The following is a 19,687-nucleotide window of genomic DNA, read 5'->3' on the forward strand; positions in this document are numbered from 1 at the left end:
TCACTCGTACCGGAGGGCTTCGACCGGGTCCAGGTTGGCCGCGCGCGCCGCGGGCCAGATGCCGAACAGCAGGCCCACCAGCGCGGCGAAGCCCACCCCGCCAATCACCGTGCCCGCCTGCACGTCCGCCGCCAGCGGGGTGATGAGGGAGACGACCTTCGCCGTGCCCAGCCCCACCGTGGTTCCCAGCAGGCCTCCCACCGCGGACACGCTCGACGCTTCCATGAGGAACTGGAAGACGATGGTGCGCTTGCGCGCGCCCAGCGCCCGCCGCACGCCAATCTCGCGCGTCCGCTCGCGCACGGACACCAGCATGATGTTCATGATGCCGATGCCACCCACCAGCAGCGTGATGAGGCCCACGCCCACGGCCACGCCGTACAGCGCTCCGGTGAGCTGCTCGTACGTCTGCGCCATGGCCTCGGGCTTGTTGATGCTGAAGTCGTCGTCCGCGTCCGGCGGCGTGGAGCGGATGCGCCGGAGGATGCCGATGAGCTGGTCCTCCGCCCGCTTCACCTGCCCCGCGTCCTCCACGGCCATGGCTATCTCGAAGCTGCGGCCCTTGCCGAAGCTCGAATAGAACGTCTTGAAGGGGATGAAGACGACGAGGTCCAGGCTCTCGCTGACAATCTTCCCCTTGCGGCTGAGCGTGCCCACCACCTGGAACGAGCGGTTGTCGATGCGGATGGAGCGCCCCACGGGACTGATGCCGGGAAAGAGCGCATCCGCCACGTCCGCGCCAATCACCGCCACCGACCGCGTCACCTCGTCGTCCGCGTCGGTGATGAAGCGCCCGCCCGTGACTTCATAGCCGGCGATGTTGAGGTACTCCTGCTTCACGCCGGTGATGCGCACCGTGGACATCTGCTCGCCGCCGTGCGCCACGTCCGACACGCGCTGCACGTAGGGCGAGAGGGCCGACAGGAACGGCGCCAGCGCCCGCAGTCGCTCCACCTGGTCCAACGTGAAGTTCTGCCGGTTCCGGTACAGCCACCAGTCGCCCTTCATCATCCATGGGAACTTGGAGACGTAGAGCGTGTTGGCGCCGAAGCCGGCCAGCTGCCGGTGGAAGGACGTGTTGAGCCCCTGGATGATGCCGACGATGGCCAGCAGCGTGGCCACGCCGATGCCGATGCCCAGCGTGGTCAGCACCGTGCGCAGGCGGTTGGCCTTGAGCGAGAAGACGGCGATGCGCGCGCCCTCCAGCACGTCCACTCGGAAGCCCGGCGGCAGGCTCATGCGCCCCCCGCAGCCATCACCGCCGCGGCCGTGCCCATGGCCACGTCGCGGCCCACGCCGTCCGCGACAATCTCACCGTCGCTCAGGCGGATGGCCCGGGGGCAGCGCGCCGCCAGCTTGGGCTCGTGCGTGACGAGCACCAGCGTGTGGCCCGCCTGGTGGAGCTGCTCGAACAGCCGGACGATTTCCTCGCCCGTCGCCGAGTCCAGGTTGCCCGTGGGCTCGTCCGCCAGCAGCATGGACGGCTCGGACACCAGCGCGCGCGCAATGGCCACGCGCTGCCGCTGACCGCCGGACAGCTCGTTGGGCCGGTGGTGCATGCGGTGCGTGAGCTGCACCTTGTCGAGCGCCGCCTTCGCCCGCTCCCGCCGCTCGCGCGCCGGCAGCCCGCGGTACACCAGCGGCAGCTCCACGTTGGCCAGCGCCGTCTCGCGCGGCAGCAGCTGGAACGTCTGGAAGATGAAGCCGATCTCCACGTTGCGGATGACGGCCAGCTCGTCGTCGCTCATGCGCGACACGTCCTTGCCGTTGAGCATGTAGCGACCGCTGGTGGGCGTGTCGAGACAGCCCAGCACGTTCATCATCGTGCTCTTGCCGGAGCCCGACTGGCCGATGATGGCCACCCACTCGCCACGCTTGATGCCGAAGGAGACGCCGCGCAGCGCGCGCACCTCCTCGCCGCCCACGTGGAAGACGCGGGTGATGTTCTCCACCTGGATGAGGGGCCCCGCGCCGCTTCCGTCGCTCACGACTTCCGCCCACCCTTCATGCCGCCCGGGCCCGGACCCGGCTCGGGCTCGCGCACCACGTCGCCGTCGTTCAGTTCCTTGGACAGCGTGCGGTAGGGGCCCTCCACCACGCGGTCCCCGTCCTTGATGCCGGTGAGGATCTCCAGCTCCGTGTCGGAGGCGATGCCCGTCGTCACCGACTGCACCCGCGCCTTGTTCTCGGCGTCCACCACGAACACCACCTTGGCCAGCGACTCGGTGCGCTTGGCCGTCAGCGCCGCGCCCTCGATGGGCTCCTTGAAGTCCGGCAGCGTGCGCGCCGAGCGCACCGTCACCGCCTGGATGGGCACCAGCACCACGTCCTTGCGCGTCTCCGCGGAGATGCGCACCTCGGCGCTCATGCCGGGCAGCACGCCCGGAGGCCGGGTGTCCAGCGCCACCGTGACGGGGAAGCTCGTCACCTCGGCCTCGGTGCCCGCGTTCTTGATGAGCGCCTTCTGGGCAATCTCCACCACGGAGCCGCTGAAGGTCTGCCCCTCCAGCGCGTCCAGCGTCACCTCGGCGGGCTGGCCGGGCTTGAGGTGCACCACCTCGTGCTCGCCCACCTCGAACTTCACCTCCATGGCGCTGAGCGCGGCGATGGTCATCACCACGTCCTCGGCCAGCTCCGAGCCACGCACGCGCTCACCGACCTCGCGAGACAGCTCGATGACGTTGCCGTCGATGGGCGACAGGAGCGTCGTCCGGGACAGGTCCGTCTGCGCCTGGTCCACGAAGGCCACGTTGCGCGCCAGCATCTGCTTCGCCGACGCCACCCGCGCGTCCGCCGTGTTCTTCGCCGCGCGCGCCTGCTCCAGCTCCGCCGTCGACGCCAGCCCCTTCTTCGACAGGTCCGTCACGCGCGCCAGCTCCTGCGCGGTGCGCACCGCCTCCACCTCGGCCACCTGCGTGTCCGCGCGCGAGGCGTTCTGCGACGCCATCGCCTGCTTCATCGCGGCCTCGTAGATGCGCTTGTCGATGCGGCCCAGCACCTGGCCCTTCTTCACCGGCTCGCCGTCCTTCACGAGCAGCTCCACCAGGTCTCCGGAGAGGCTGGAGGAGATCTTCACGGTGGTGGCCGCCTGCACCTTGCCCGCACCGGTGATGGTCCGGGTGATGGTGCCCTTTCGCGCCTTCGCGACCTGGACCTCCAATGACGGGGGCGGCCGCTCCTTGAGGCCGCCGACGGTGATGGCCGCCGCACCCAGGAACAACACGCCAGCAATGGCACCCTTCCACCACTTCATTTCGACTCTCCCGGGCTCAGGGCGCCCATGGCCCGCAGCAATGTGAAGCGGGCGATTTCGACATCAATCCTGTTTTCCAGCAAGTTGAGCTCGGCGCGCGTCAGGCTGAGCTGCGCGTCGCGGACCTCCAGGGTGGAGCCCGCGCCGGCGCGGAAGCGCTCCTCCGCCAGCCTCACCCCCAGGACGGCGGCCTCGCGGTTGTCGGCGGCCAGGCGAGCGGCCTCCAGCTGGGCCTCCAGGGAGCGGTGCGCGCTGCGCACCTGCGCCTCGATTTCGCGCACCGTCTGCTCCATCACCACCTTCGCCCGGCGGATGTTCGCCTCGGCGCGCGCGGACTGGGCATCGGTGGCGAAGCCGTTGAAGAGGTCCCAGGTGAGCTGCACCCCGGCGGTGAAGGTGTTCTGCAGGCGCGGCTCCGTGAAGACGGCCTCCGCGCTGGGGCCTCCGCGCGAGTAGTCACCTCGCGCCGACAGGCGGGGGATGTAGTCAGCGCGGGCGATGGCGCGCTGCAGCTCCGCGGAGCGCACCTGCCCCTGGAGCGCTGCAATCAGCGGCCGGCGCTCGCGGGCCTGGGCGAGCGCGGTGTCCATGGCGGGGGCCGGCGCCGGCTCCGTCTGGAGCACGCCCGGGTCCGCCGCCTGCAGGGGCTCGGTGCCGGGGCGGGCCAGCCAGATGGCCAGCTGCGTCTGGTCGTTCACCAGCTGCGCCAGCGTCTCCGTGAAGGAGATGCGGTCATTGCCCAGGTTGACGAGCGCCTGGATCTCCTCGTTCTTCCCCACGCGGCCCGCCTGGAAGAGGGCCCGGGCGCGCTCGAGCTGCTCCTCGCTGCGCTTGACGGTGGCCTCCAGCACCTGGAGGGTGGCCTGGGTGCGGAAGAGCACGAAGAAGCGGCGGATGGCCTCCAGCTCGGAGGTGTCCGCCTCCTCCTGCGCCTGGCTCTTCTCCACGTCCCGGAGCACGCCGCTCTGCTCCAGCTGCTTGAAGCGCGCCCGGTCGTAGATGACCTGCGTCAGCGACAGGCCCAGGTCGTAGTTGGCGATGTCGTAGGAGGGGTTCTCGAACTCGCGGGTGATGGACTGGTTGGGGTCGTTCGGGTCGGTGGTGGTGACCGTCCTGCGCTGGCGGCCCGCCCACGTCTTGCCCGCGGAGGCCCCCAGGTTGAGCTGCGGCAGCAGCGCGGAGCGCGTCACGCGCACGTCCTGCTCGGCGACCTCCACGTCCAGGAGGGCCTGGATGGCGTTGGCGTTGTTGCGGCCCAGCTGCCGCACCTGGTCCAGGGAGATGGTGCTGGTGGCGTCCGTCGGCACCGCGGGGCTCGACGGAACGGTGGCGGTGGAGGCCGGGGACAGCGGGTCCTGGGTGGCGGCGCTCGGGGGCGCCTGGGGGGCGTCCGCCTGCGCGGCGGAGAGGACGGCGGCGACGAGGAGGGCGTTCACTTGCCACCTCCCATCGCCGGGAGGCCGACCATCGTCACGCCCGCGAACATGACGTAGAGCGCCAGCGCGAGCAGGAGCGCGCGGCCCCGGCTCATGCCGGTGGCGGCGGAGAAGCCCAGGCCCAGCAGGCCCGCGCTCCACAGGTTGAAGAAGTCCACCACGCTGGCCACCCGCATCATCTTCGGGCTCAGCCCCTGGAGCATGACGCCCAGGTTGGACGGCACGAGCTCCGCGGCGCGCGCGGCCGTGACGGAGTGCTGCGCCGCGAGGCACACGGTGAAGATGACGTGGTAGAGGGCGATGGGCAGCATCGCCAGCGCCGCCGCGGACATCAGCCGCTCGAAGGGCGCCGGCCGGTCGAACAGCCACCCCACCACCCACAGCACGCACGCCAGCAGCAGCGCCATCAGCGGCATCACGAAGACGCCCTTGGCGATGCCTCCCACCAGCGCCTTGCGGGTGGCGGTCTGGATGTTGTCGGTGAGGTCGGCCTCGGACATGCCGGCCAGCGTGCCCGCCGTCTGCAGCTCACGGATGACGTCGGGCGCGGCGTCCCAGCGGAGGGAATAGAGCGTCCCGGAGGCGGACACGCACAGTGCGAGGATCAGGAGAGGCCACACCCAGCGGCGGGCCTCGACGGCGGTGCGCGTCCCCTCGAAGGGGTCGACGAAGACGCGTACCGGTTGGACGAGAGAGGTCATATGGTTGAGTGTCTCGGAGCGATGTACGGCACTCGCCCTCAGGCAATTGCCCGGCCAGCCGGAATAGACGCGGAGAACGAGCAGGCAGCCAACCGAATTCCGCTTGGAGACGCTTTCTACCCCAGTGTTTCAGCGGACATGTAGCGACCTGTAGCGGAAATTTTGCTGGACGCCTGGAGAGGGTGTATTCCGCCTGCCTGCCCGCTTGCCGGAGCTCGAATGGTCGATAGCACGGATCTCGCGCAGGTACTCCACGAGGCGAACGACATCGCACAGAGCGTGGTGCAGCGGCTCACCTCCGCGCACGTGCTGCTGGCCCTCTTCACGGTGGAGAACCGCGCCCAGCTGCTGCTCAAGGAGCGGGGCGTGGACGAGGACGCCCTGTTGCAGCTGCTCACGGCGGCCCCGGCCGAGACGGACGGGGTGGTGCGCGAGCTGCGGGAGAAGACCCGGGAGATTGCCGTCAGCTGTGGCTCGGCGGAGGCGGACTGCCTCCACCTGCTCATCGCGGTGACGCGGGTGCGCTGCGCCGCCAACGAGCTCTTGCAGATGGCCGGGCTGGACCTGGCGACGCTGCGCACCACGGCCGTGTCGTACTTCGTGAGCGGTAGGATGCCGCGCAAGCTGAACCTGGGCCGCACCCACACGGTGGCCACCCGGCCTCCGGTGGCCCGGCCGCTGGGCGCCCCGCCCTCCCCCCTGCCGGCCGTGGCGGTGACGCTGCCCCGCGCCCTCCCCGGCGGGCCGCCCACGCCCCCGCCCCCGTCGATGCGCCCCTCGCGCTCCACGCCGGCCCTGTCCCCCAGGGACCTCATCGACGCCCCGCCCCCGTCGGCGCGCCCGTCGCGCTCCACGCCGGCCCTGTCTCCCAGGGACCTCATCGACGTGGACGAGCCGGAGGCGCTGGCCGCCGAGCCCGTCCTTCCTCCCGCCCCGCCGGTGGTGGCGCGCGCCGCTCCGCCTCCGCCCGCGCTCCCGTCCTCGCCGCTGTCGCGCCCGGTGGCGCCGCCGGTGCCCGGGGTCCGTCACGCGTCCGTGACGCTGGACGCGAAGGCCTTCCCGCTGCTCACCTCGCTGGGCCGCAACCTGAGCCAGGCGGCCCGCGAGGGGCGGTTGGACCCGGTGGTGGGCCGGGCGCGGGAGGTCGAGGAGGTCATCGACATCCTGGGCAAGCGCCGCACCAACAACCCGTGCCTGCTGGGCGAGCCCGGGGTGGGCAAGACGGCGGTGGTGGAGGGCGTGGCGCAGCGGCTGCTGGAGCTGCGCGGCTCGCTGGCGGAGAAGGTGCTCGTCGAGCTGGACATGGCCTCGCTGGTGGCGGGCACGCAGCTGCGGGGCTCGTTCTCCGAGAAGCTCAACGCGCTGAAGGAGGAGGTCCGCCGCGCGGAGGGGCGCGTGGTGGTCTTCATCGACGAAATCCACACGCTGGTGGGCGCGGGCTCCACGGGCGAGGGCCCGCAGGACGCGGCCAACGAGCTGAAGACGGCCATGGCGCGGGGCGAATTCCCCTGCATCGGCGCGACGACGCACGACGAGTACCGCAAGTTCATCAGCGCGGACCCGGCGCTGGAGCGGCGCTTCACCGCGGTGGTGGTGAACGAGCCGTCGGTGCCGGAGACGGTGGAAATCCTCCAGGGCATCATCGGCCGCTACGAGGAGCACCACGCGCTGCGCTACCTGCCGGAGGCGCTGGAGGCCGCGGCGTCGCTGGCCAGCCGCTACGTGACGGACCGGTTCATGCCGGACAAGGCCATCTCCGTGGTGGACCTGGCGGGCAGCCGGTGCCACCGCGAGGGCCGGGACGTGGTGGAGGCGGCGGACGTGGCGCGCGTGGTGGCGAAGCTCGCGGGGGTGCCCGAGGAGCGGCTGCTCATGAATGACTCGGCGCGTCTGCTGCGGCTGGAGCAGGACCTGTCCGAGCGCGTCATCGGCCACACGGAGGCGGTGGCGCGGATTGCGCGGGTCATCCGCCGCAACTACGCCGGCTTCGCGTCGCGGCGCCCCATGGGCAGCTTCCTCTTCCTGGGCCCCACGGGCGTGGGCAAGACGGAGATGGCGCGGGCGCTGGCGGAGGTGCTCTTCGGCAACCGCGACGCGCTGGTGCGGCTGGACATGAGCGAGATGTCCGAGCAGCACGGCGTCTCGCGGCTCATCGGCGCGCCCGCGGGCTACGTGGGCTTCGGCGAGGGTGGCCAGCTCACGGAGCCGGTGCGCCGCCGGCCGTCCTCGGTGGTGGTGCTGGACGAAATCGAGAAGGCGCACCGCGAGGTGCAGCTGCTCCTGCTCCAGGTCCTGGAGGAGGGCCGGCTGACGGACGGCAAGGGCCGCCACATCGACTTCTCGAACACGGTCATCGTGATGACCACCAACCTGGGCGCGGAGGCGTTCTCCCGCACGGGCCGGCCGGTGGGCTTCGGCGCGGATGCGAGCGGGCCGGCGGACGCCATGGAGCTGGCGGCCTCCGCGGCGCGCAAGGCGCTGCCCCCCGAGCTGTGGAACCGCATCGACGAGCGGCTCCCCTTCCGTCCGCTGGAGGAGACGGAGGTGGCGCGCATCGCCACGCTGCTCTTGGAGGAGAGCAGCAAGCGGCTCGCCACGGAGCGGGGCATCGAGTACGTCGCGGGCGAGGACGTGGTGGGCCACCTGCTGAAGTCCGGTGGCTTCGACCCGCAGCTCGGCGCGCGGCCCATGCGGCAGATGGTGCAGCGGCTGGTGGAGGCCCCGCTGGCGGAGCGCATCCTCTCCGGCGAGTTCGGCTCCGGGGACCGCGTCCGCGTCGCGGTGCAGTCCGGCCAGCTGCAGTTCCAGCGCGACTCGCACTGAAGCGCGCGTCGCGCGTGCCTCGGAGTCCCGTGCGTGGTGACATGGCACCCGCACCGAAGGACCCCGAGGTCGCGATGCCCGTCACCCCCGCTCGCAAGCGCAGCCCCCGTGCCTCACGCCCGCCCCTGGTCATCGTCGGCGCGGGCCGGCTCGGGGGCGCCCTGGCGCTGGCACTCACGGCGAAGCGCTGGCCCGTGCGGCTGCACTCGCGCGGCACCGAAGGGCGTGAGCGCGCCGAGGCCCTGGGCCTGAAGTCCGCCACCCCCGCGGACCTGAAGCGCGCCCGCGTCGTCCTGCTCTGTGTCCCCGATGCCGCCGTGCCCGCGGTCGCGGAGGAGCTCTCCTCCACCCTCCCCCGCTCCGCCGCGCTCGTCCACACCGCAGGCGCGCTGTCCCTGGACGCGCTGGGCACCGCGAAGGGACGCACGCGCGGCTCCTTCCATCCGCTGTGCGCGGTGTCCTCGCCCCGGGACTCGCTGGCCGGCCACGCGGTGGCGGTGAGCACCCGCTCGCGCGCACTGCGGGAGGTGCTGCGCCGCATGGCGGGGGACGTCGGGCTCCAGGTGCTCGACGTGCCGGAGTCGCACCGCGCCGCCTACCACGCGGGCGCGGTGATGAGCGCGGGCGGGCTGGTGGCGCTGGCGGACGCGGCGGTGGCGGCGCTGGGCGCGGCGGGCATTGCCCCCGACGCGGCGCTGGCGGCGCTGCTGCCGCTGATGCGCTCGGCGCTGCGGGGGGTGGAGGCCCGGGGGCTCTCCGGCGGGCTCACCGGCCCCATCGTCCGGGGGGACGCGGGCGTGGTGTCGGCCCACCTCGAGGCGCTTCCGGAAGAAGTCGCCCCGCTCTACCGACTGCTGTCGCGGCGCGCGCTGGAGCTGGCCGGAGACCGGCTCCGCCCCGAGTCGCGCGCCGCGCTGGAGCCCCTGCTCAAGCCGTGATGATGAGCGAGCCCTGGAGCGCCTTGCGCACCACGGCCAGCGCCTGCTCGGAAGCGGCCTCTGCCTCGGTGAGACGGCGCAGGCACAGGTCGCCCTGCACCTGCGTCACCGAGCGCTTCAGGTCGGCCAGCAGCGTGAGGGCGGCCTTCAGCATCTCGTCGCCCTGGGCCGACGTGGTGGCGGGCTTGCCGGCCGCCTTCGCCACGTACTCGGTGAAGCGCTTGAGGGTGTCCGCCGTCTTCGCCGGGTCGAACTGCTCCAGCAGCGGCTTGATGCGCGCGGAGTTGATGCGGATGAGCCGCAGCGCGCCCACCTTGGCGAAGCCGGGGTGCACCAGGCCGATGTCGCTCATCTCGAAGGCGCCCAGCAGGCCCTCGTCCGGGGCCTTGTGCGCGTACGGCACCATGTCCACGAAGAGGGGCAGCACGTCCACGCCCTGGCGGAACGCCTCCAGCTCCTCGTCATCCAGCGGAGGGAAGCTCGCCGGGTTGCCGATGAACAGCAGCGGCAGCACCACTTCGTGCCAGAAGTCCTCGGGCGCCGAGCCCGTGCCGCCGATGGTGCCGAACAGGTGCGCCATCAGCTCCGCGAGGCGCGGGGCGCGGTCGGCCTGGTCCAGCAGCGGCTTCGTCGCATCCAGGCGCGCCAGGGACTGGACGATCTGCCCGTCGAACTGCTGGCGGGCCTCGGGAGGCAGCGGCGGCTGGGTGCGGCCCAGCGCGTTGCGCACGTCGCGGCTCAGCGCGTCGGGCTTGGTGTCCAGCGCCGTCTTGGTCTTGTTCGGGTCCAGGACGACGAACTGGAGGAAGCCCGGGTCGAACAGGCGCTGGTAGTCCACCGGCGACAGCTTCTGGGTCTGGCCGCCCAGGGCCTGGGCGGGGTTGACGCTCAGACGCGCCTGCCCCAGCGAGCGGCGGATGTCCGAGGCCAGGTCGTCCAGCCGGGCCAGCTTGCCCTGGCCGAGCGAGTCCATCACCGCGCCGAACGGCGACAGCATGATGATGGCGTCGGGGAAGCCCAGCGTGGCGCCCTCGGGCGAGTCCCGGTTGGGGAACCAGAACGACTGGTGCTCCTGGATGAGGCGCAGCGCGAAGGCGCCGGCGAGGCCGAGCGCCAGCGTCTGGTGCTCCGGCTGATTCACCTGGAAGGGGCCGCCGAGCAGCTTGATGACGGCCTTCTCCACGTCCGCCCAGGGCGCCGCGAGCAGATCGACGGGCTTGCCCTCGGACTTCTCGAGCGCGGCGGCGACCTGGAGCTGGGCCTGGTGGACATGCTGGGGAACGGGATGCCCCTGGGGAGCGGCGGGATCGGACATGGAGGAATCCAGAATCGAAAAGGGAGGCGACGGGCCCCCCAATACCGTGAAAAACGCGGTCGTGGCTACGATTTGTGCCCGCTAGGATGCCCCGCATGCCCCGCCCCCGCCGGCTGCCTTGCTGGCATGCCCTGGCCTCCTTCCTCCTGCTGACAACCGCGGGGTGTGCCTTCGTCACACCTCGTTTCCCGCAGAACATCCAGGCGTCCTTCGCCCGGGAGGAGATGCGCAAGCTCACCACGTCCTCGCTGGAGCTCTACTACCCCGCGTCGCAGAAGGGCCCGGCGCTGCGGATGGCGGCGAGGCTGGAAGGCTGCGTGCAGCGGCTGCGCGGCCAGGTCTGGAGCCGGACGGAGCGGGAGCGGGTGCTCGTCTACCTGACGAGCTCGGACTTCAACAACGCGTACGTGGTGCCGGACTACGCGAGCACGCCGCAGCAGATGGTGGTGCCCGTGCGCGTGACGCTGGAGCTGTTCCACCTCTTCAACCTGGGGGAGGTGGACATCGGCGACGTGGCCTGCCACGAGGCCGTGCACTACGTGCAGCTCCAGCAGACGGACGGCGTCTGGGGGTTCCTCAACACCGTCACCGGCGGCCTGTTCCAGGCCAACTCGTTCACCGAGTCGTGGTTCCTGGAGGGGCTGGCCACGTACTACGAGGGCCGCTTCGGCAAGGACACGGGGCGCCCGCACAGCCCGGTGTGGCGCGGCTGGTTCGAGTCCGCCGCGCAGGCGCAAGGGGGCGACCTGGACCCGGGCTACCTCTCGCCCGAGCACCGGGCGTTGGACCCGTTCGGTGGCAACTACCTCACCGGCATGCACTTCGTGGAGTACCTGGCCGCGAAGTACGGCGAGAAGAAGCTGTGGCAGTTGGTGGATGAGCAGGGCGAGTCGCTGCTGCCTCCGCTCGCGGTGACGCTGCGCTTCAAGCGCGTGTACGGGAAGGACATCGGCTCGCTGTTCGATGAGTACACGCAGTCGCTGCGCCAGGGGCTGCAAGCGCGCGCGCGGCCGGCGTCGCAGCAGGTGTGGCTGAAGGACGCGGGCTACTTCTCGCGGCTGGCGTCGCATGCAGAGAGCGGCGCCACGGCGCTGGTGAGCGTGGGCCGGGAGGAATACACGCGGCTCACGGTGCGCGAGGCGGACGGAAGCGTGCGCTTCCAGCGGCCGCTGACGGAGCTGTTGCCGGGGCGTCGCTGGGTGCTGGGCAGCTCGTCGCTCGTGAGCGGCATGGCCTTCAGCCGGGATGGCGCGTGGCTGTACCTGGTGATGGCGGACCTGAACACGGAGAGCGGCTACACGGCGCGGCTGTGGCGGATGGACGCGCGCACGGGTGAGGTGGTGCGCACGTGGGACGGCGTGGATGGCATGGGCGGAGACGTCACGCCGGATGGCACGGGCTACGTCTTCGTGAGCGTCAGCGACGGTGACACGGCGAATCTCGTGAGGCTGGACCTGGAGTCGGGACGGCGGGAGCCGCTGACGAAGTTCACCGCGAGCGAGTCCATCGGGCCGCCGACGGTATCCCCTGATGGGACGCGGATGGTGTTCCCCTTCGCGGGGAATGGCGGATGGGACCTGGTGCTGCGCGAGGCGGACGGCAGCCTGCGCTGGCTGACGCATGACGGGCGCTTCAACTACTCGCCGCACTGGCTGGACGCGGAGCGCATCGTGTTCCTGCGCGAGCACGAGGGCCGGCTCCAGGCGCACGTGATGACGGTGGCCACGCGGCAGCTCACGCGCATCACGGACGCACCGCACCTGGTGATGGACGCGAGTCCCCTCGGGACGAACGCGGTGGCGTTCCTCAACCGGGATGGAACGAACTTCACCGTGGACCATGCGCCGGTGGCGCCCGTGCCGGGTGCGGAGAGCGAGGCGGCGTCCGCTGCCTCCGGAGCGAAACAGGACGGCGTCCCGATGCCCGCCGAAGCCGGGCCTTCGTCCGCCGAGTCACCGGAAGCACCCGGGGAGGCCGTGGCGCCTCCGCTCGTGACGGCGGATGCGCTTCCAGCACAGGGCGCACAGCGTCCCGACGCGACGTCGCAGCTCACTTCCCCCGAAGCGGCAGCGCAATCCCCTGCCGAGCCACCCCAGGAGTTCGCCGAGTTCCCGAGTGCGGCCTCGCGGCCCGCGTCGCCAGAGACACCTCCGCGGCTCGCGGGCGCCCCACTCTCGTCCGACGCTCCCGCCCAGGCCACGGGCACCGCGACGCAGCCACCGACAACGGAAGGCGTCGCGGGCAATCCAGGATCAACTCCCCCCGGTACACCTCCGTCACTGGCCGAGCCGGAAGCTCCCGCGCAGGTCACGGCCCCAGCGACACAGCAACCCTCGACGGAAGGTGCGGCGGGCAGTCCCGCTGACGCGCCCGTGGCCACGGATGCGCCCACCGCGCTCGCGGACCTGGACATGCCGGTGGTCTCCCCGCCCGACCCGGGAGTGGACCTGAACATCATCTCCGACGAGCGCTACTCGACGCTGGAGGGCTTCTTCATCCCCGAGTTCCGCCTCCCGTACATCCTGTTGACGACGGACGAGGACGACACCGACCAGACCATCGTCAGCGGAGGGCTGGCGTTGTCGGGACAGGACCGGCTCGGCTTCCACGCGTACTCACTGCTGCTGTCCGCGAGCACCGAGGAGGACGGGCCGAGCGTGAACCTCTCGTACGGCAACGCGCAGCTCGCGCCCTGGTACATCCTGGCCTCCGCCGCGCGCATCCGTGAGAACACGCGCACGGACCTGCAAGGCACGCTGTTCGGCACGCGCACGTTCTGGTCCACGCCGGTGACGTTCGGCGTGCTGGCCCTGCGACGCGAGTACGACCGGACCGAGAGCTTCCCCGGTCTCACCACGAAGCTCATCGGCCCCGAGGTATCCATCTCGTACTTCGCGGGAGACTCCACCTCGTACGGCGGTACGCAGCGCGGGCTGGGGCTGTCAGCGGCGGGAGGCGTGTACCCAGGCGCCTTCTTCCGCGAATCCACGCTGGGCGACGTGCGGCTGGGCGTGGACGGTTTCCTGGGCGGCCTGCCCTTCACGGGCAACGACAACCTCCAGCTCACCGCGGTGGCCCGCTTCCTGCCCGGCTCACCCTCCGACCTGCTGGAGGTGGGAGGCATCACCGCGGGAGAGACCTGGTACAGCAGCCGCAGCTCGAGGGAGACGTCGCGCCTGCCCCTCCAGCTGCAGCCCGGAATCGCCTTCAGCGAATACCTGCGCGGCTACGAGGACCTGACGACGCGGGCCCGCAGCGCGCTCATCGGCAGCGCCACGTACCGTTACCGGGTGCCCATCGACTACGGCTGGGCCTCCACGCTCTGGATTTTCCCGTCCCTCTTCGTGAGCGACTTCGAAGTGGAGGGCTTCGGCACGCTCGCGCGGGTGGACAACCGGAACAACCTCGGCGCGGTGGGCGGCGCGGCGTCACTGCGCCTCACCTTCGGGCAGGCCGTGCCCGTCACCCTCTTCTACCAGTACGCCTGGCGCTTCGAGCGAGGCCTGGGCGATCTGCACCTGTTCGGCGTCGGTCTCTAAAAACGTCTAAAGCTATGAGATAGCGGTTGCGCAGCAACATGACGAAGGATCCGAGGACGAGAGGTCCAAGATGGACGTCAGCCTTGCATTTATTACGAACGAAAAGTCGTCAACTCTGGCTCCCGGCTTGACGAGTGCGCAGCGCTCTACGACATGATTCGGTAGGCGCACGTGGAACCAGGTGATGATGCTCAACGAGGGGTGCAGCATCCCCAAGTAGGTTTCCTCGCGCTTCTCTTGGCGCGCCAGCAATCGAAGCGACCGAGCCGGGAGTGACCGCGTGACACCTCATCGCCCCATCGGCGCGCTTTCTTGCGAGAGTAGCTCGTCTTCGTACGCGCACCCTACCCACATCGAGGCAGGTGCAGCGTGAAGCCCAATTCCTCCGCCAGACGTGGGCTTGTCGTTGTCATAGCCTCTGTCCCCCCAGAGGCGCTGACGCGAGGCTTCAGTGGGCGTAATCAGGGGACTGCCCGCGCCAGCTTGAATCGTTAGTGTTGGCGCCACCGGCCACGCGGCCCAGGGGAGTCCCTTGAGCCCGTCACCAATCTCTTCTTGGTGCCAGCCTCCCCCAAGCCGGCATACGCCAAGATCCCATGCCACCAGAATTCTCGGAAGTCGCCGGCCTGCAGTTACTCGCGGACGCGCCGGTAGGACGAAGAAGGCTGACAGATGCTGGTCGCCTTCAACGCATCCCTCTGCATGCCCGTGAGTTGCACCGAGAGGATGCCATCCTTTTTGGCAATGGTGATTCAGTCGCTAACGATTGTCATCGAGAACAGCGCGGTGAATACAAATCCACCCATTCGGGTCCGACACGACCCCCGCCATCACTGGGAATTGGATATGTGGGACACAGTCGCCCGCAGGGGTACGAAAACACCCTCCGGTTTTGGTTGATCGCGACAGACCGCGAAACCACTGTTCGAAGAGGACTGAGGTAGACTGGCTAGATTCGATCGGCACCTATTTCGATCGAACCGGAATTGTGGAAACATCAGGCACTATATCCGGACCACTAACCACAACGCAGTCTCAGCTTAGATGGGCGCTTGAATGCCAATTACCACTACGCAATTCGACGACAATCCTCTTTGCGTAGGCTACACATGGCACGTCAATAACAAGCAGCAACTCGCGGCGATAACCGCAAGACTAGTGCTCGGACAATACCGACACGTTGAAAAGATCCTCTGGGGGCTCAAAAGCCAACCACCCAATGCAACAACAAACGCCAAGAGCAAGCTGATCGACTACCTCAACGAGTCGAATGAGCCCCCTCACAACTGGAACCGCGACGGCTGGCTATTCCAGATGATATCTTGGATTGCTGCCCATAAGGCCAGCTCCAACCCCATCGCATGCGCCCCACCTCATCCCAGGCATTCCAACAAGGGCTTTGATGGACTCATTGTCCATCTGACAGGGAACACTCTTGCGGGGGTGACCATTTGCGAAGACAAAGCCACCGAAAACAGTCGCACAACCATTCGCGAGGAAGTGTGGCCAAGTCTTAAGTCATGCGAGGACGGGGATCGCGATCATGAACTGACCTGTGAAGTGACGACAATACTGGAACGCAGTCGCCCACCAGAAGTCGATCAGATAATTCAGAACATCAACTGGAAGAACCAGCGCCACTACCGAGTAGGAATCACGATCACCAACACACATGCGACCAAAACTGGAAGGGCGCGACTCTTCGACGGATACGAAGCAGTAGTCAAAGATCCCTGTGCACGCAGGCGCGCTGAGACTTTTGAATTGCAAGATCTAAGAGCCTGGATGGACGACTTCTCCAAGATGGTAGTTAACGAACTTAAGCAAATCCCATAAATCATGTACGATCCAGCAACCAGCGAACTAATCCAGAACGCCCCATCTCTAGATGGTCTAGACCTTCAGCGACTTCCGCAAGAACTGACGGATGCATACGCTTCGATAATCTCATTTAGAGCAAGAATCACCAAGGAGTCCACAGAGATACCTTCCGACATTGATGAGAAGTATCAACAATTTCGGAGACTAGCGAACACGTACGAGAGTTACGCAACACTGCTGCCGCCCAGTGGTCATCGAAATGCAGCAGCATACGTAAGTGCAACGGCCCACCACTTGCTTTATTTGGTCGACCAAATTCGACCACATCCCAGCCGCCCGAGTGCGCGACTAACCCAAAGCTCTATCTCCCCCGACATTTCAGCTGTTCTGCTCTTTATTATTGCGGGCTACATCACAGATGCCGCAGAACTCGCAGAGCATATACCCAGAACAGATTCCACGGGCCTCGAAGAGAATCTGATATCCGCGATAATAAATCTAGCCACCGGCAAGCTTTCAACGATCGCGGAACTTCACACAGACGCGCCTTCTCCTTCTTCAACCTCGCCATGGGACAAAACAGCCTTAGACGCACTGTGGTTCGAACTCTTGACTGGTATACAGGAACTCGCCGCGCGGTTGCTCGGGGGCGCCAGTCAACCACTCGAGACTTCGATAGAGCGATTCCGCCGAGCCCAAGCAAATTCTGTCGAGCCACTCGATCTAAGCGATGTCTGGCCCGAACGTCAATGGAACAATACCTACACAACATACTCCGGCCCTCACCATCTCGCTACACTGTTAATTGCTGCCGAACAAACACTGCGTGGCCTATCCGTTGCTGCTCTGCCCTCTCCCCCGACTGTCGACCAAGGGGGCTGGAGTGATTACCTAAAGGCGCTTGCACGCAGAAGGCCCTATCTTTGGCCAAATCACATGCAGGCAATCAACACCGGATACTTGACGCCTGGCGTTTCTGCCGTCGTGAGTTTCCCGACTGGCGGAGGAAAGTCGACGTTGGCGGAGCTCAAAATTGCATCAGGTCAGCCAAGAAAGACACTGTTCTTGGCGCCAACCCACGCCCTTGTGACTCAAGTGACGAGCAATCTCCGCCAAGCATTTCCGGGAAAGACCATCAGGAACTCATTTACTCTTGATGCAAATTATTCAGAAATTGAGCCAACCGAGCTTCCCGACATAGCCGTGATGACGCCAGAACGATGCCTGGCTCTCATAGGCATTTATCCTGTGGCATTTCCCCTCATTGGCTTGATTGTCATGGACGAGTGCCACATCATCCATTCAAGCGAAGGAGCATCTAGTCGTCGAAGTACAGACGCCATGCTCTGCCTCCTCAAGCTACTTGAACTTGCTCGGGAGGCTGATTTTATTTTGATGTCCGCAATGATGAGCAATGCGGACGACATTTCATCATGGCTAAATGTCAGTTTCGGCAAGAAGGCGATACCGCTGACGCTCGACTGGAAGCCGACACGTCAAGCCCGAGGCTGCGTAGTTTTTGAGTCAGAACGGGTTCGTGAATTAAGAGAACTGCTCACTTCCGAAAAAGCACTGGCCCCACCAAGAAAGGAAAAAGTCAAGAAGGTCGGCGCAAGAAGGAAGCTAGCAAAGTCGCCGCCTTCAACTGCCTTCAAGAAGAGACTTACAGCATTGCCTTTTGGATTGTTCGGCCTTCGGCAAACATGGAACACAAGTCAACGAAACGACTACTCGCTCATACGGCTAGCCGATTCTCCAGCAAGCCTTACCGCCAATGATAACTGGCAACTCACTCCAAATAAGAACATGGTGGCAGCAGAAATTGGAGCGGGATTCGCACGCCAAGGCATCAAAACACTGGTGTTTGCCCAGTACAAGAGAGACTGCATCTCGATAGCAAAGACTGCCGCCTCCTTGATCCGGCGAACATCCGAAATGCAATTGACAGATCGCGAACAGGAACTGAAGAGGTTGGCGATCGAAGAGCTTGGAGACGAGAGTCATGTGATTGGCTCTTTCGGAAATGCAGCTGCATGCCACCACAGCCTCCTCCTCCCTGTGGAACGACTGCTGAATGAGTCGCTGTTTTCAAAGAGCGATGGACTTACTTTCCTTGCTGCGACGTCGACCCTGGCCCAGGGAATGAACCTACCTGCGGAAGTTGTAATAATCGCTGGTGATGAGCGTTTTGACCCGCAAATCGGTCGACAACAAAGGCTTGAAGCTCACGAACTCCTCAACGCGGCAGGTCGAGCTGGTCGAGCCGGCCACTCAGCCCAAGGGCTCGTGCTAGTTATCCCTGGTGCCGTGGTGGATTTTGATGCAAAGAACAGCAAGATTAACAAGCGCTGGACAGACCTGCGGAGTCTTGTTTTCTCAAAGAGCGATCAGTGCCTTGAGATTATGGATCCTGTCGAGCACATGCTTGACCTCATACAGTCTGGAGCAACGGAAGACAGTGAGGCAGTCTATTTCCTGAACAGACTGCCCGTCGAGGAGCAGCACGACGATGCACCTGCGAGGGATTTTCTTAGACGCTCCTTTGCCGCGTTTAGCGCATTCAAAAGGAATGCCTCAATTGGTTTTGAGCGCCAAATCAACTTGGCACTTGGCCTGCGACGTAGCTTGTCCATCTCCCAAGAACCATTTTCCTGGGCTGACAGGCTTGCCAGTGAGGTTGGCATTCCTGTGCGCATAATTCGGAAGCTCGACCAGGCATTGCATGGGGGGCAGCGCGAACTCGGGGGGACTACCGTTGATTGGATTGACTGGTTCTTTCAGTTGCTCTTGAACGATCCCGAAAAGTCCACCTCAATCATAGCCGTCACTAGGCTTATGGACGTCTTCAAGGATGTCGAACTCAAGCCACAGGAGACCCTGCTCCTGATTCAGAGACTCACTCATGCCTGGATCTCCGCCAAGTCGCTAAGAGAAATTGAGATCATGTTTGGCACTCCTCTGTCCAAGCTGGGGCATTGTGAGAATGCGCGCGCGTTTGTTCTCAAAGCTATTCCCGAGCTTAGCTATTCAATTGGGTTGCTTGCCCAGATACACCGACGGCGCATCGACACTAGCGGAGATTGCGGCAGAATGCCGATATCACTTGCCACTGTCTCGGCGTGCATCAGAGAAGGTTTCGACAGTCCGGAAAAGCTCGCGCTTTACTATCAATATGGAAAGGCCACTTCCCGGGCCGGGTGCCAGCAAGCCTTTTCCCGTATTGCTCCGCTTGTCCAGTCGGGCGACGTGTATGAAGACTTCTTGTCAACGCAGCGTCGGGTCAGAATGGCTTTGGGCGAGTTTTCGCATGCATTGTCTTGAGGAGCCTTGCCGGGCTGAAGACATTGCACGCATTACTTCGGGTGTCCCAGCCCGTACAACCCCCGCGCCCGCGCATACGCAATCGCCCCCGCCGGCACGAGCTCCGAGGGCTCCTGCCCCCGCGCCAGCATGTCGCGCACCAGCGTGGACGACACCTCCGCCAGCGGAGGCCCCACCGTCTCTGGCGCCGGGTATCCCGCGCGGTAGAGCACCGTCACGCGCGCCATCTCCCGGATGCGCCCGAAGTCCTTCCAGTGGGGCAGGTCCCTGAGGATGTCGCTGCCGATGATGAACGACCATTCGATGTCCGGATAGCGCCGCACCAACAGGGACAGCGTGTCCACCGTGCGCCCGGTGAGCCCCGGCTCGCGTTCAATCAGCGTCGTCTTCAGCCAGCCGGACGTCTCCGCGCACAGGGCCTCGCACATGGCCACGCGGTGCTCGAAGGCCTCCATCTGCTTTCCGAAGGGGTGCTGCCAGGACGGCATCAACCACACCTCGTCCACGCCCTGCGTCGCGTGCACGTAGCTCGCGGCCATC

The 19,687-nt window shown here is 66.6% G+C and carries 12 protein-coding genes; 5 read left to right on the forward strand and 7 right to left on the reverse strand.

The annotated features are described in order from the left end of the window. Genes ACX9TP_RS27225 through ACX9TP_RS27245 form a run of 5 tightly spaced genes read right to left on the reverse strand, consistent with a single transcriptional unit; the run spans position 1 to position 5,390 of the window. Positions 1–1,239 (reverse strand): ABC transporter permease, encoded by a 1,239-nt coding sequence (locus tag ACX9TP_RS27225; RefSeq protein WP_482973539.1) that lies wholly within the window; start codon positions 1,237–1,239, stop codon positions 1–3. Further along, positions 1,236–1,988 (reverse strand): ABC transporter ATP-binding protein, encoded by a 753-nt coding sequence (locus tag ACX9TP_RS27230; protein WP_482973540.1) that lies wholly within the window; start codon positions 1,986–1,988, stop codon positions 1,236–1,238. Before ACX9TP_RS27230 ends, ACX9TP_RS27225 begins: the two co-directional genes overlap by 4 nt. Then, positions 1,985–3,253, reverse strand: coding sequence for an efflux RND transporter periplasmic adaptor subunit (locus tag ACX9TP_RS27235; protein WP_482973541.1), 1,269 nt, complete (start codon positions 3,251–3,253; stop codon positions 1,985–1,987). Before ACX9TP_RS27235 ends, ACX9TP_RS27230 begins: the two co-directional genes overlap by 4 nt. Continuing rightward, positions 3,250–4,689 carry a TolC family protein gene (locus ACX9TP_RS27240; protein ID WP_482973542.1) on the reverse strand — a complete coding sequence of 480 codons (1,440 nt, stop codon included), beginning with the start codon at positions 4,687–4,689 and terminating at the stop codon, positions 3,250–3,252. Before ACX9TP_RS27240 ends, ACX9TP_RS27235 begins: the two co-directional genes overlap by 4 nt. After that, complete coding sequence (locus tag ACX9TP_RS27245) at positions 4,686–5,390, reverse strand: YIP1 family protein (protein ID WP_482973543.1); 705 nt, start codon at positions 5,388–5,390, stop codon at positions 4,686–4,688. The genes ACX9TP_RS27240 and ACX9TP_RS27245 overlap by 4 nt, the downstream gene beginning before the upstream one ends. A gap of 219 nt (positions 5,391–5,609) precedes the next feature. Between ACX9TP_RS27245 and ACX9TP_RS27250 the strand changes: the two genes are divergently transcribed. Then, positions 5,610–8,213 (forward strand): AAA family ATPase, encoded by a 2,604-nt coding sequence (locus ACX9TP_RS27250; RefSeq protein WP_482973544.1) that lies wholly within the window; start codon positions 5,610–5,612, stop codon positions 8,211–8,213. Positions 8,214–8,254: 41 nt separating this feature from the next. Next, a complete protein-coding gene (locus tag ACX9TP_RS27255; RefSeq protein WP_482973545.1) occupies positions 8,255–9,151 on the forward strand; it encodes a DUF2520 domain-containing protein in 897 nt (298 codons plus the stop codon). On the opposite strand, the gene ACX9TP_RS27260 is transcribed toward ACX9TP_RS27255, so the two are convergent. Beyond that, positions 9,141–10,466, reverse strand: a complete 1,326-nt coding sequence (locus tag ACX9TP_RS27260) for a hypothetical protein (protein ID WP_482973546.1) — start codon at positions 10,464–10,466, stop codon at positions 9,141–9,143. The genes ACX9TP_RS27255 and ACX9TP_RS27260 overlap by 11 nt on opposite strands. A gap of 95 nt (positions 10,467–10,561) precedes the next feature. On the opposite strand from ACX9TP_RS27260, the gene ACX9TP_RS27265 reads away from it, so the two are divergent. The 3 genes from ACX9TP_RS27265 (at position 10,562) to ACX9TP_RS27275 (ending at position 19,147) form a co-directional block, all read left to right on the forward strand. Beyond that, entirely contained in the window at positions 10,562–14,005 is a 3,444-nt protein-coding gene (locus ACX9TP_RS27265; RefSeq protein WP_482973547.1) for a hypothetical protein, read from the forward strand. 1,056 nt (positions 14,006–15,061) lie between these two features. Beyond that, positions 15,062–15,841 (forward strand): hypothetical protein, encoded by a 780-nt coding sequence (locus ACX9TP_RS27270; protein WP_482973548.1) that lies wholly within the window; start codon positions 15,062–15,064, stop codon positions 15,839–15,841. 3 nt (positions 15,842–15,844) lie between these two features. Beyond that, positions 15,845–19,147, forward strand: a complete 3,303-nt coding sequence (locus tag ACX9TP_RS27275) for a DEAD/DEAH box helicase (protein ID WP_482973549.1) — start codon at positions 15,845–15,847, stop codon at positions 19,145–19,147. A gap of 32 nt (positions 19,148–19,179) precedes the next feature. On the opposite strand, the gene ACX9TP_RS27280 is transcribed toward ACX9TP_RS27275, so the two are convergent. Continuing rightward, positions 19,180–19,686, reverse strand: a complete 507-nt coding sequence (locus tag ACX9TP_RS27280; RefSeq protein WP_482982230.1) for a nicotinate-nicotinamide nucleotide adenylyltransferase — start codon at positions 19,684–19,686, stop codon at positions 19,180–19,182. Position 19,687: the final 1 nt, after the last annotated feature.

It is taken from the genome of Pyxidicoccus sp. M15, assembly GCF_056858435.1.

What these genes read in the sequence shown, in the direction of transcription:
- ACX9TP_RS27235 (WP_482973541.1), bottom strand. Translation starts at nt 3,253, where the DNA reads ATGAAGTGGTGGAAGGGTGCCATTGCTGGCGTGTTGTTCCTGGGTGCG.
- ACX9TP_RS27255 (WP_482973545.1), top strand. Translation starts at nt 8,255, where the DNA reads ATGGCACCCGCACCGAAGGACCCCGAGGTCGCGATGCCCGTCACCCCC.
- ACX9TP_RS27225 (WP_482973539.1), bottom strand. Translation starts at nt 1,239, where the DNA reads ATGAGCCTGCCGCCGGGCTTCCGAGTGGACGTGCTGGAGGGCGCGCGC.
- ACX9TP_RS27270 (WP_482973548.1), top strand. Translation starts at nt 15,062, where the DNA reads ATGCCAATTACCACTACGCAATTCGACGACAATCCTCTTTGCGTAGGC.
- ACX9TP_RS27245 (WP_482973543.1), bottom strand. Translation starts at nt 5,390, where the DNA reads ATGACCTCTCTCGTCCAACCGGTACGCGTCTTCGTCGACCCCTTCGAG.
- ACX9TP_RS27275 (WP_482973549.1), top strand. Translation starts at nt 15,845, where the DNA reads ATGTACGATCCAGCAACCAGCGAACTAATCCAGAACGCCCCATCTCTA.
- ACX9TP_RS27265 (WP_482973547.1), top strand. Translation starts at nt 10,562, where the DNA reads ATGCCCCGCCCCCGCCGGCTGCCTTGCTGGCATGCCCTGGCCTCCTTC.
- ACX9TP_RS27250 (WP_482973544.1), top strand. Translation starts at nt 5,610, where the DNA reads ATGGTCGATAGCACGGATCTCGCGCAGGTACTCCACGAGGCGAACGAC.
- ACX9TP_RS27260 (WP_482973546.1), bottom strand. Translation starts at nt 10,466, where the DNA reads ATGTCCGATCCCGCCGCTCCCCAGGGGCATCCCGTTCCCCAGCATGTC.
- ACX9TP_RS27280 (WP_482982230.1), bottom strand. Translation starts at nt 19,686, where the DNA reads ATGGCCGCGAGCTACGTGCACGCGACGCAGGGCGTGGACGAGGTGTGG.